The 12661-nt window shown below is 33.9% G+C and carries 11 protein-coding genes, 8 tRNA genes and 2 rRNA genes; all 21 read right to left on the bottom strand.

The genetic code is table 11. The features are described from left to right. Nucleotides 1-197: ribosomal RNA gene (locus N524_RS0108500) — 16S ribosomal RNA — on the bottom strand; the annotation flags it as partial. Nucleotides 198-318: 121 nt separating this feature from the next. After that, a tRNA-Ala gene (locus N524_RS0108495) sits at nt 319-394 on the bottom strand. Nucleotides 395-407: 13 nt separating this feature from the next. After that, nucleotides 408-481 (bottom strand) — tRNA-Pro (locus tag N524_RS0108490). A gap of 23 nt (nt 482-504) precedes the next feature. Then, nucleotides 505-581, bottom strand: a tRNA-Arg gene (locus tag N524_RS0108485). Between the two features lie 10 nt (nt 582-591). After that, nucleotides 592-680, bottom strand: a tRNA-Leu gene (locus N524_RS0108480). Nucleotides 681-687: 7 nt separating this feature from the next. Beyond that, nucleotides 688-762: transfer RNA gene (locus N524_RS0108475), tRNA-Gly, on the bottom strand. A gap of 35 nt (nt 763-797) precedes the next feature. Then, a tRNA-Lys gene (locus N524_RS0108470) sits at nt 798-870 on the bottom strand. A gap of 6 nt (nt 871-876) precedes the next feature. Then, nucleotides 877-952, bottom strand: a tRNA-Thr gene (locus N524_RS0108465). 7 nt (nt 953-959) lie between these two features. Then, a tRNA-Val gene (locus tag N524_RS0108460) sits at nt 960-1035 on the bottom strand. An 11-nt stretch (nt 1036-1046) separates the two neighbouring features. Further along, nucleotides 1047-1161, bottom strand: a 5S ribosomal RNA gene (gene rrf, locus N524_RS0108455). 383 nt (nt 1162-1544) lie between these two features. Further along, the gene (gene lysS / locus N524_RS0108450; protein ID WP_029056256.1) at nt 1545-3032 is read right to left on the bottom strand and encodes a lysine--tRNA ligase; all 1488 of its coding nucleotides are present in this window, start codon (nt 3030-3032) and stop codon (nt 1545-1547) included. A gap of 293 nt (nt 3033-3325) precedes the next feature. Continuing rightward, nucleotides 3326-3805, bottom strand: a complete 480-nt coding sequence (gene folK / locus N524_RS0108445) for a 2-amino-4-hydroxy-6-hydroxymethyldihydropteridine diphosphokinase (protein ID WP_029056255.1) — start codon at nt 3803-3805, stop codon at nt 3326-3328. Beyond that, nucleotides 3806-4171 carry a dihydroneopterin aldolase gene (gene folB / locus N524_RS0108440; RefSeq protein ID WP_017638125.1) on the bottom strand — a complete coding sequence of 122 codons (366 nt, stop codon included), beginning with the start codon at nt 4169-4171 and terminating at the stop codon, nt 3806-3808. After that, the gene (gene folP, locus N524_RS0108435; protein ID WP_029056254.1) at nt 4149-4952 is read right to left on the bottom strand and encodes a dihydropteroate synthase; all 804 of its coding nucleotides are present in this window, start codon (nt 4950-4952) and stop codon (nt 4149-4151) included. The genes folB and folP overlap by 23 nt, the downstream gene beginning before the upstream one ends. Before the next feature lie 197 nt (nt 4953-5149). Continuing rightward, complete coding sequence (gene cysK, locus N524_RS0108430; protein WP_017638127.1) at nt 5150-6082, bottom strand: cysteine synthase A; 933 nt, start codon at nt 6080-6082, stop codon at nt 5150-5152. A gap of 195 nt (nt 6083-6277) precedes the next feature. Beyond that, the gene (gene hslO / locus N524_RS0108425; RefSeq protein ID WP_029056253.1) at nt 6278-7159 is read right to left on the bottom strand and encodes an Hsp33 family molecular chaperone HslO; all 882 of its coding nucleotides are present in this window, start codon (nt 7157-7159) and stop codon (nt 6278-6280) included. 248 nt (nt 7160-7407) lie between these two features. After that, entirely contained in the window at nt 7408-9468 is a 2061-nt protein-coding gene (gene ftsH, locus N524_RS0108420) for an ATP-dependent zinc metalloprotease FtsH (RefSeq protein ID WP_017638129.1), read from the bottom strand. 278 nt (nt 9469-9746) lie between these two features. Further along, nucleotides 9747-10283, bottom strand: coding sequence for a hypoxanthine phosphoribosyltransferase (gene hpt, locus N524_RS0108415; RefSeq protein ID WP_017638130.1), 537 nt, complete (start codon nt 10281-10283; stop codon nt 9747-9749). Nucleotides 10284-10286: 3 nt separating this feature from the next. Continuing rightward, nucleotides 10287-11585 (bottom strand): tRNA lysidine(34) synthetase TilS, encoded by a 1299-nt coding sequence (gene tilS, locus N524_RS0108410; protein WP_029056252.1) that lies wholly within the window; start codon nt 11583-11585, stop codon nt 10287-10289. 157 nt (nt 11586-11742) lie between these two features. Continuing rightward, nucleotides 11743-12150 carry a S1 domain-containing RNA-binding protein gene (locus N524_RS0108405; protein ID WP_029056251.1) on the bottom strand — a complete coding sequence of 136 codons (408 nt, stop codon included), beginning with the start codon at nt 12148-12150 and terminating at the stop codon, nt 11743-11745. A 93-nt stretch (nt 12151-12243) separates the two neighbouring features. Then, a complete protein-coding gene (gene divIC / locus N524_RS0108400) occupies nt 12244-12642 on the bottom strand; it encodes a cell division protein DivIC (protein ID WP_017638133.1) in 399 nt (132 codons plus the stop codon). Nucleotides 12643-12661: the final 19 nt, after the last annotated feature.

Here is a 12661-nt window from a genome sequence, read left to right as displayed (position 1 = left end):
CATGCGGTTCAAAATCTTATCCGGTATTAGCTCCGGTTTCCCGAAGTTATCCCAGTCTTATAGGTAGGTTATCCACGTGTTACTCACCCGTCCGCCGCTAACGTCAAAGGAGCAAGCTCCTTATCTGTTCGCTCGACTTGCATGTATTAGGCACGCCGCCAGCGTTCATCCTGAGCCAGGATCAAACTCTCCATAAAAATTTATGATGTTTGATTAGCTCATAAAACTAAATTAATTGTTGTAACTTTCGTTACATTATTGGAATTAACGTTGACATATTGTCATTCAGTTTTCAATGTTCATTAATGTAATAAATCATGGTGGAGACTAGCGGGATCGAACCGCTGACCTCCTGCGTGCAAAGCAGGCGCTCTCCCATCTGAGCTAAGCCCCCATTATTTAAGAAGTCGGGAAGACAGGATTCGAACCTGCGACCCCTTGGTCCCAAACCAAGTGCTCTACCAAGCTGAGCTACTTCCCGTATGTAGTTATTAACTTTAAAAATGGCGCGCCCGATAGGAGTCGAACCCATAACCTCTTGATCCGTAGTCAAACGCTCTATCCAGTTGAGCTACGGGCGCTATTTAAAGATGGTGCCGAGGACCGGAATCGAACCGGTACGATGATCTCTCACCGCAGGATTTTAAGTCCTGTGCGTCTGCCAGTTCCGCCACCCCGGCAAAATAATGGAGCAGAAGACGGGATTCGAACCCGCGACCCCGACCTTGGCAAGGTCGTATTCTACCGCTGAACTACTTCTGCATTATTTTGCTTTAAAAATATAATTAAAATCGTAATGAGCCATAGAGGATTCGAACCTCTGACCCTCTGATTAAAAGTCAGATGCTCTACCAACTGAGCTAATGGCTCAAAAGATGGTGCCGGCCAGAGGACTTGAACCCCCAACCTACTGATTACAAGTCAGTTGCTCTACCAGTTGAGCTAGGCCGGCAATTAAATGGTGGAGAATGACGGGTTCGAACCGCCGACCCTCTGCTTGTAAGGCAGATGCTCTCCCAGCTGAGCTAATTCTCCTGTTATCTATTGCCTGGCAACGTCCTACTCTAGCGGAACGTTAGTCCGACTACCATCGGCGCTAAAGAGCTTAACTTCTGTGTTCAGCATGGGAACAGGTGTGACCTCTTTGCTATTGTCACCAGACAAATTAACTTACTTTATTAATGATAAACGTTTGTTTGATTGATTTCAATAGTCAATTTTACACTTTATTAAAAAGAATTTTACATTCTCTTTACTTCCTCTGTGTTTTTGACGACTTTTATATATTACTTCATTTGTTTTATAAAGTCAATGGTTTGTTTCAAGTTTTTTTAAAAAACTTAGAATTAAGTCCGTTCAACTTTTCCACTTGAATTATTCTATCACATCTCTACTCACTAAACTATAGGTATTATTACTTTCCATCAATAAATTTGTTACTTTTTCAAACTAAAGGTAACAAATTGTTTAATCATTATTTTTCATTTTTATAATAAAACAAAAGCACTAACCACCTGAGTGATTAGTGCTTATATAGAAATCATTTATTTTTGTCTCATATATGGGAATAATAATACATCTCTAATTGATGGAGAATCAGTTAATAGCATAACCAATCTATCAATTCCGATTCCTAAACCACCTGTTGGAGGCATACCATATTCTAATGCTTCAATATAGTCTTCATCCATTTCATGCGCTTCATCATTACCTTGTTCTTTTTCAACTAATTGAGCTTCAAATCTTTCTTTTTGATCGATAGGATCATTTAACTCAGTGAATGCATTGGCATGTTCTCTACCTACAATGAATAGCTCGAATCTGTCTGTAAATCTTGGATCTTCCGGATTCTTTTTAGCCAACGGTGAAATATCAATTGGATGACCGTATATAAACGTTGGTTGAATTAATGTTTCTTCTACTTTTTGTTCAAAGAATTCATTTAATATGTGACCATACTTCATGTTTTCAGTAATTTCAATACCATGTTCTTTAGCTAGTGCTTTAGCTTCTTCATCTGATTTAACTTCATAAAAGTTTACGCCAGTAGCTTCTTTAACTGCATCAACAATGTGCAATCTTGTCCAAGAAGACTCTAAGTCGATTTCAGTACCATTATATTGAACTTTAGCTGAACCAAGCACTTCTTGTGCAATGTGTCTAACCATTGATTCTGTTAGGTCCATAATGTCATGATAATCTGCATATGCCTCATATAATTCAATCATTGTGAATTCTGGATTATGTCGTGTAGATACACCTTCGTTACGGAATACACGTCCGATTTCGTATACTTTTTCTAGTCCACCTACAATTAATCGTTTTAAATGTAGTTCGATAGCAATACGCATATATAAAGTAGCATCTAATGCATTGTGATGAGTAACAAATGGTCTAGCAGCAGCACCACCAGCAATTTGGTGCATCATAGGCGTTTCTACTTCTAAGAAACCTTGTTTGTTTAAGTAATTACGCATTTCTTGAATAATCTTACTACGATTAATAAATGTACGCGTACTATCTTGGTTAGTGATTAAATCTAAGTAACGTTGACGGTAACGTTGCTCAATATCTTGCAATCCATGGAATTTATCAGGTAATGGTCTTAAAGCTTTAGTTAATAAAGTAAATGATTTAGCTTTTACTGATAATTCACCAGTATTAGTTTTGAACATTACACCTTCAACACCAACAATGTCTCCTAAGTCAGCGTTTTTCCATAAATCAAATTGTTCATCTCCAACTTGATCTTTTCTTACATAGATTTGGATTTGCCCTGATAAATCTTGAACATGTGCAAATCCCGCTTTACCTTTACCACGTTTAGTCATAATGCGTCCAGCTATAGCTACATGGCTTTGTTCTTCTTTTTCATGTAATTCTTCTTTTGAGAACTCGTCCCAATCTGTTTTTAGCTCAGATGCTGATGCAGAACGATCATATCTTTGACCAAATGGATCAATTCCTAAATCTCTTAATTCTTGTAATTTTTGTCGACGGACCTGCATTTGGTCATTCATTTCTTCTGACATAACTTTCTCTCCTTTAGGCTTCTTGTTTTCAGTTAATTATTTTATACGTTCTAGTTGGAAATATTATAAATTAGCAACCATTTGTTGTTCTATTGATACTTGATACAATGTTTTTAATTCCAAAAATTATTTTAGCACTTTTAAGATGCTAAAAGCATATTTCCCTTTTCTATAACATAACGTCAATATAGTTACCTTTCAATTCTACTAAACCATAAAGATGTTATAAAGGAATTTTTACTTTATCCTAACGCATGAGTTTAAATCCATTATAAAATAAATGCTTTTTCAATTTATTCTTTGTACTTTTTAACTGTATTATCCTCAGTGACTATTGACCCAATCGTTTTATTAGAGGGAGGTTCAATTTGTTTAGAGGCAATGTCGTTCAATGGAATCAATACAAAAGCACGCTCAACCATTCTAGGATGAGGTACTACCAAATCATTCTCTTCTATAATGTTATTTCCATATAATAATATATCTATATCTAATGTACGAGGTCCCCATCTAATTTTTCTAACACGATGAAGTTCTTGTTCTGTATCTAAACAACATGTTAACAATTGTCTTGCTGTTAATGTTGTTTCAATTTCTATACATAAATTTAAAAATTTAGGCTGATCGGTATACCCTACTGGATCTGTTTCATATATAGGGGATATATCTGTAACATCAATATTTTCGTATTGATTTAAGATTTGAATAGCTTGCTTTAATTGTTGCTCTCTGTCGCCTATATTACTTCCCAAACCTAAATATGCTTTAATCATTTAATGACTCTCCCTCACTATTTCAATACCTACTCCATCGTAGTGACCAGGTATAGGTGGGTTCTCTTTAGTGATTCTAACTTTTGTTTCCATTACACGATTATAGTGTGAATTTATACGTTTTGCAATACGTTCAGCTAGATGCTCGAGTAAATTCGAAGGCTCACCCTCAACAATAGATTTTACATCTTCAAACACTTCTCCATAATGGACTGTATCCTTTACATCATCTGACTTACCAGCGTCTTTCAAATCAACTTTTAAAGTGAGATCTACAACAAATATTTGTCCTATTTCATTTTCAGCTGACAATGCCCCATGATATCCGTAAAAACGCATTCCATTAAGAAATATGATGTCTTTCATTTTCATTCTCCTTTAAAAAGTCCATACCTTGTGCAATTCGAGCGTTGAGTTCGACATGGTGAACTCTGACAGCTTTAACGCCCTTCATTATACCATAGGCAGTTGTTGATGCTGTAGCTTCATCCCTCTCTAAAGGTTTGGTATCTTTACCTATCATTTCCTTAATAAACCTTTTACGACTAGTCGCAAGTAATACCGGATATTCTGTAGCTACTAATTCATCAAGTCGAGCCATCACTTCATTTTCTTCTTCACGTGTTTTCGCAAAACCTATACCTGGATCAAGCCAAATTTTTTCTTGAGGAATACCAGCCATCTCAGCTTTATTAGCTTGCGATAATAAAGTTACTAACATTTCATCGACAACCGGTTTATCTCTTTGTCCATCACCATTATGCATAAGTACGATTTCTGCATTTGAATTAGCGACAACTTCAAATATTTTAGGATCAAACAATCCAGTCCATTGATCATTAATCATTGTAGCGCCTAATTTTAAACAAGCTTCAGCTACTTCACTTCTATATGTATCTATTGATATTTGTGTATCGAGTTCTATTAAAGACTTAACTACAGGTACAACTCTATCTAACTCTTCCTCAAGCGTAATTTCTTTATATCCTGGTCTTGTTGATACACCACCTACATCAATAATATCAACACCTTCATTTATCATTTCTTTCGCTCTTTCAACCGCATTTTCAACTGAATTGTATTTTCCACCATCTGAAAATGAGTCTGGCGTAACGTTAAGTATGCCCATAATTTTTGTTTTTGACATTTAATCACCTTTTCATTTCATTAATATAAATATCATTAGTCTCACTTATAATGATATCATTACTCACATAATAATTTCAGTGTCAAAATCAGAATGTTCGATAATTATATCGATTAATCTGTAAATAAAATGATTTCACTTACAATAAGACATAAAAAATAGCGGAGTTACACACCCCGCTAATACATCTATTATAATTAATCATCGAATGAGTATAAAGGTGTAGATAAGTAACGTTCACCATTACTTGGTAATACTGTTACTACTGTTTTACCTTTACCTAATTCTTTTGCTTTTTGAATGGCTGCATGAATAGCTGCACCTGAAGAAATACCTGATAAGATACCTTCTTCTTTAGCAACACGACGTGCCATTTCCATTGCTGTTTCATTTCCTACTTTAATAATACTGTCGTAAATATCAGTATTTAACGTATCTGGAACAAATCCTGCACCTAAACCTTGTAATTTATGTGGTCCTGGTTCTCCACCACTAAGTACTGGAGATGCTTCTGGTTCAATAGCCACAATTTCAATTTCAGGATATTGTTTTCTTAATACTTTACCTACACCTGAAAGTGTACCACCAGTTCCAACACCAGCTAAGAACGCATCAATTTTTTTACCTTCAAATTGTTCTACTAATTCTGGACCTGTTGTAAGTTCATGAATTTCAGGGTTTGCTTGGTTTTCGAATTGTTGTGGTTCAAAATAACCGTGTTCTTCTTTTAATTCTTTAGCTTTTTTAATAGCGCCTTTCATAGCTTCTGATCCTGGAGTTAATACTAATTCAGCACCATATGCTTTTAATAAGTTACGACGTTCCTGACTCATTGTTTCAGGCATAGTAAATACTGCTTTATAACCTTTTGCTGCACAGACAAATGCTAAACCAATACCTGTGTTACCACTTGTCGGTTCTACAATTGTATCACCAGGTTTAATTTTTCCTTCTTTTTCAGCTTTTTCAATCATAGCTAATGCGATACGGTCTTTTACTGAACCGCCTGGATTTTGATATTCTAATTTAACATAAATATCTGCTGCATCTTCATCAACAACATTTCTCAACTTAACTACAGGTGTATTTCCAATTATTTGTGTAATATTTTCTACTGGTTTTTGTGCCATTAAAAACACTCCTTTTCAACGAAATTAATAAAGCTTAGTCTTTTTATCGGATATCTTTATTCTATCAGAATTTTCTCAAAATACAAATATATTTTATTTATACTGAAATTGAGTAATTGTTATACATTTTAAAATCTTCCCTAAACCAAATTAAAGTAAACGTTAACTCAAAATACTACCAATATATTAATTAATTTAAGCCATAGATTCTAATAATTGATTTAATTCGGATTCACTATAATTGTATTTATTACCACAGAAGTGACAAACTGCTTCTGCACCATGATCTTCTTTAATCATATCGGATATTTCAGCTTCTCCTAATCCTTTGATTGCGTTCAAGAATTTTTCATGACTGCAATTACATTCGAATTGTACTGGAGAAGTTTCCAATATTTGAACGTTATCTTCTCCAAGTATTTCATTTAAAATACCTTCAGGTGTTAGGCCTTGTTCAATTAATTTAGATACAGGTGTCATTTGGTTAATAGCTTCTTCCAACTTATTAATAGTTTCTTCTTTAGCTCCCGGCATTACTTGTATAATAAATCCACCGGCTGCTTTAATTGTGTTATCAGGATTAACAAGTACACCTAATCCAACTGATGAAGGTGTTTGTTCACTTGTAGCATAATAATAAGTGAAGTCTTCTCCTAATTCACCTGATACAATTGGACTTGATCCAGAAAAGTAATCTTTCATACCTACATCTTTAACTACTTGAATTGAGCCTTCTGTCCCAACTGCTCTTCTTACATCTAATTTTCCTTGTTCATTTAAAGGAAAATGCGTTTGTGGATGGTCTACGTAAGCGCGTACGTTACATTTTGCATCCGCATCCGCAATAATTTTCCCTATTGGACCGCGACCATCAACTGTTACTGTTAATTTTTGAGTTCCTTTTAACATTGCGCCCATCATTACCGTAGCAGTCATTGTTCTTCCCATTGCTGCTGAGGCTGTTGGCCATGTATAGTGTCTTGTTTGTGCTTCTTGAACTGATTCAGTTGTTAATGAAGCATATGCTCTTATTTCTCCATCAAATGCTAGGGCTTTAACTATATAATCATGTGTCATTATTTATTTCTCCTTTTAATGAGGTTCTCTATTATTTATCATTTCATATTTTGAATATCATTTTCGAATAACTATTATACATCTGTTGCTTATTTTCATGAAATTATTTGTTTCACATTATATTTACTTTGCTTTTTAAAAGAAGAATCGAGTTTCGCTATAGTCTAAGCTAACTTTCTTCTCTCGCTATTATTTATATAAAAAACATCCCCTTACTATTACAGTAAGGGGATTGAACTAAGAACTAATTATTCTCTATGATTTGGATCATTAGGATTATATGGTTTATCAATGTTTGGTGATTGTTCATGTCCTGTTGATTCAGTATCTGATTCATCATTATCATGATCACTTTCACCGTCATTATTATCTAAAGATTGTTCTTTTCGAACATCTTCATATGATTTACCATATTTACCATCTTTGAATTCTGAGTCAGTTTCTGTTACAACTTCTGCAGAATCATAATCAACTTCAGGTAATTTACCTTCATGGAATAATGATTGAATTTGTTCTGCAACCAATGTTTCCTCAGTAAGTAATGTCTTAGCAATAAGTTTTAATTGTTCTTGATGTTCTAATAAGATTTCTTTACAACGTTCATATTGTTCTTTAACAATACGTTGTACTTCTTTATCAATTTCATAAGCAATTTGACCTGAGTAATTTGGTTCACCTTGCATATCTTTACCTAAGAATACTTGGCCATTACCGCTACTAGAGAATTGTAAAGGTCCGAGTTTTTTACTCATACCATATTCAGTAACCATTGATCGAGCAATTTGTGTAGCTCTTTCAAAGTCGTTTGAAGCACCTGTAGAAACCTCACCGAAGTTAATATCTTCTGATACACGACCACCAAGTAAACCACAAATTTTATCTAATAGTTCTGGTTCTGTCATTAAGAATCGGTCTTGTTTAGGTAACATCATCGCATAACCACCAGCTTGTCCACGTGGAACGATAGTCACTTTGTGAACAACTTCTGCTTCATCAAGTACCATACCAATAATAGTATGACCTGCTTCGTGGTGAGCAACAATATTTCTTTCTTTATCAGAGATAACACGTGATTTCTTAGCTGGACCAGCGATGACACGGTCTGTCGCTTCTTCTATATCACGCATGTCAATTTTGTTCTTGCCTTCACGTGCAGCAATTAATGATGCTTCGTTTAATAAGTTTTCTAAGTCAGCACCAGAGAAACCTGGTGTTCTTTGAGAAATAGCTTTTAAATCAACAGTTTCATCAAGTGGTTTGTTTTTAGCATGTACATGTAAAATAGCTTCACGACCCTTAACATCGGGACGACCAACTTGAATTTGTCTGTCAAAACGTCCAGGACGTAATAACGCTGGGTCTAAAATGTCAGGACGGTTTGTAGCAGCAATCATGATGATACCTTCATTTTCACCAAAGCCATCCATTTCAACTAATAATTGGTTAAGTGTTTGTTCACGTTCGTCGTGTCCACCACCAACACCTGCACCACGTTGACGACCTACAGCATCGATCTCATCGATAAAGATAATACATGGTGCATTTTTCTTAGCATTTTCAAATAAGTCACGTACACGACTTGCACCAACACCGACAAACATCTCAACAAAGTCTGAACCACTTATTGAGAAGAATGGTGCGCCGGCTTCACCAGCAACAGCACGTGCAAGTAATGTTTTACCAGTACCTGGAGGTCCAACAAGTAAAACACCTTTTGGTATTCTAGAACCCATTTGTTTAAATTTCTTGTTATCTTTTAAGAAGTCTACAATTTCTACAAGTTCTTGTTTCTCTTCATCTGCACCTGCAACATCTGAGAAACGAACACGGCGTTTACTGCTATCGTACATTTTAGCTTTGGATTTACCAAAGTTCATCATACGACCGCCGCCACCGCCACCTTGAGCTTGGCTAAGGAAGAAAATAAATAATAATGCAATGATTAAAACAGGAATCAATGTTGTTAGAATACTAACAAACACACTTTGTTCTTCTTCTTCTTTAACTGTAAATTTCAATCCATCTTGTTTCTGAGCTGTATCAGTAATTTTTTGTAAATCTTTTTCGTTGTTAAATAAAATTGTTGATGAATAATCTTCACCTTTTTTTGTTTTACCGCTTACCATGTATACGTTTTGTTCAGGTTGAATTTCTAATGATTTTAAATCGCCTTTATCCAATTTACTAACAAACTGCGTATATGTAAGTTGCTTTGGCATATTTCCATTACCATTTAGGAAAGAAAAAAGGCCAAATATTATAACGCCTATAATTGCGATAACTAGCACATTGCGAAACGCTTTCTGCATGTGTCATTTCCTCCTACTTCCAATAATAAAACTAACAAAAATTGTAACACAATACATCTTGACCAGGCTACTATTTCAACTTTAGTATTGGTTCTTCAATTTTAGTCAACTTCCACTATATAGATTTTTAATTTTTAGTTATATCATGATTTAAAAATAAGTAATGTCATGTTTAATTTAGACATCGTGATTTAAATTGAGTCTACACTAAAATGATGTTTAATCATAGTAATAAAACATCGCACCCAACTTTTTAACATCGAAATTAACTTGTTACTTTATGAATATACTTCCGGTTTTAAAGTGCCGATGTAAGGTAAGTTTCTATAATGTTCTCCGTAATCAAGTCCGTATCCAACTACAAACTCGTCAGGAATTTTTTTACCTACGTATTTTGCTTCAATATTAGCTTTTCTACGATTTGGTTTATCTAATAAAGTAACAATTTCTAATGAGTTTACTTTTCTTGATTGTAATAATTCAGTAATTGATTTCAATGTTGTACCAGTTTCTAAAATATCTTCAATAATTAAGACATCTTTGTTTTCAATAGAAGAACCTAAATCTTTGATGATTTGAACTTCACCAGTTGATTCAGTACCACCGTGATAACTTGATACATCCATAAAATCAATCGATAAATGTGTATCAATACGTTTGATTAAATCCGCCATAAACATGACTGATCCTTTTAAAATCCCAATACAAACAAGCGGTTTATCTTGATAATCTTTAGTCAACTGTTCTCCTAAGTCCTTACAAATGGTTTGAATTTCTTCTTCACTCATTACAATATTTTTTATATCCTTATGCATTTGCTATTCATCTCCAATATTTCTAATGTTTATATAATGTTCATAGTTTTTATTGATATATAACTGACCCACAGCGATAACATTTCCCTCTGCATTAATAACAATTGGTAAACGATTGCGTTCAATAGCATCGATTTTACAATCAATCAATAACCGACTTACTTTTTTATGTTTGTTTTCACTACCATTTAATAAAAAACGGTCGCCATTTTGACGTGTTCTTATAGTTAATGGTAATTGTTCTAACGGGAAATCTGATTGTATGATAATTTCATAATCTCCAAAGTGATATGTATGAGGTGTTTCGATGACTTTTATTGAACTTACATCGTTCATTTCTGTATTAGTCATTATTATAAATGTATCATATGAAATTTGAATTATCCATTTATCTGTAACATCAATCGTAAATTGTGATTTTTGGCTTGCAAATTGGTCGAACCATGACTGATACATTTTATCAGATATTGAAGTTGCTAAGGAGATTTTTTCAAATATTTGGTCAAGTACATGCACCTTTACATTATCTGTTAATTGATTAAAGCTAGTTCTTGGAATAGTAATTTTAGTTTGATTCGCCTTTATAAGAGCTTGTTCATCAATAAATTGGCTTGCTAAATTGCGAAGTGTTTCTAATTCTTGATCATGCCAAGATTTTAACTTTAATAAGTGGTCGATACTTAATTGCTCGTTGTCTAAAATCGCAGGTAAAATACGATTACGTATATCATTTCTTACATATACGTTTTTGTGATTTGATGCATCTTCATAAAATGGAACATGAAATTCCGATTGATACTTCTTAATTTGATCTTTAGAAATATTTAATAACGGCCGACAAAGTTTATAATGTTGACGATTTGATTCATAAGCAATGCCTAGAGTACTACGAGTAAATCTCCCTGTAAACAACCTATAAAATATAGTCTCAATTTGATCATCTTGATGATGTGCTGTTAATAATACATCAGCCTTAAGTTTTTTCATCATAAAATCAAACCAGTCGTAGCGATATTGACGCGATTCGTTTTGAATACTATTTCCCGCTTCTACGATATTATTTAAATCAAGGTGTTTAATATAATAGTCAATATGGTGTTTTTCGCAAAACGTTTTAAAGAACGTTTCTTCCTCTGCTGATTCTTGTCGTAAGCCATGATTAACATGAATGCATGTTAATTTACGATATGTATGTTGATATTCATTTAATAAAAGATGTAATAGGCACATGCTATCTATTCCTGTTGATACAGCTAATACAATATGGTCATCTTTTGACCAACCTGTTGAATTCATTTCCATCAACTATTCACCTCCGCACAAGCTAATCAAATACCAAATCATCATTACAATAAAAATAGACTGCTCCTTCATCAAGAAACAGTCTTAGATTGTCTGTCCATTTACAGAAACTCACAATACAAAAGTTATATTATTGTAACAGACTTAATTTATGAAATTAACGTTTTGAACCTTTACCGCCTCGTCTAGATTCAGTTTGACGTTTTATAGAAGTTAATTTATCTTCACTATCTTTTAAGAAGTTACTTAATTTCTTTTCAAAGTCTTCACCTTTTGGCGCTGGTTTACTTTGATTTGATTTATTATTATGATGTGGTTTACGTTGTGGGCGATCTTTAGCCTTTTTAATTGAAAGACTAATTTTGCCATCATCTGCAATTGAAAGTACTTTTACTTCTACTTCATCACCTAAAGATAAATGATCTTCCACATTTTCAACGTAGTTATCAGCCACTTCACTAATATGGACTAAGCCACTTTTCCCTTCAGGTAACTCAACGAATGCACCGAATTTTTTAATACCAGTGACTTTACCTTTAAGCTTGTTTCCTACTTCGATTGACATATTCTAAATAAATCCTCCCGATTTCATTCGATTTTAACTTTATTATATTCCTGTTGAAGCAATTTCACAATGCTATAATGAGATTTACTTTAATTAATTATCACTATCTGACGACTTAGACTTAGAGGATTTATTATCATTTGGCAACCTAAAAATAACTTCGCCTTTATTACTTAAATAATAATCATCTCGTGCCACTTTTTCTACGTAATCTTTATCATTTAAATTATTTAGTTTCTCTTTTAAAGCAATCTCTTCATCTTGCTTTTTTTGATATTGTTCTTCTTTATGTTTTCGTTCTACAGCGTCTTTATCATTGCTGTGCTTTTGGACGACAAGCATAATGCATAATAAGATGATTATTGCTAACATGATTCCGCCAAATAAAGTGATTCTTCGGCGAACAACACGCATCTTTTTGCGTTGTCTTTGTTTCTTTTGGTTTTCTTTAGATGTATATTGATTACCAATATTTTCAACTTTATTATTCATTGCTTGTCACCTCTCTTTG

Origin of the sequence: Staphylococcus sp. URHA0057 (genome assembly GCF_000620265.1) — a bacterium.
Taxonomy (GTDB): Bacteria; Bacillota; Bacilli; order Staphylococcales; family Staphylococcaceae; genus Staphylococcus; species Staphylococcus pasteuri.
This window is presented reverse-complemented; position numbering and strand designations above follow the sequence as displayed.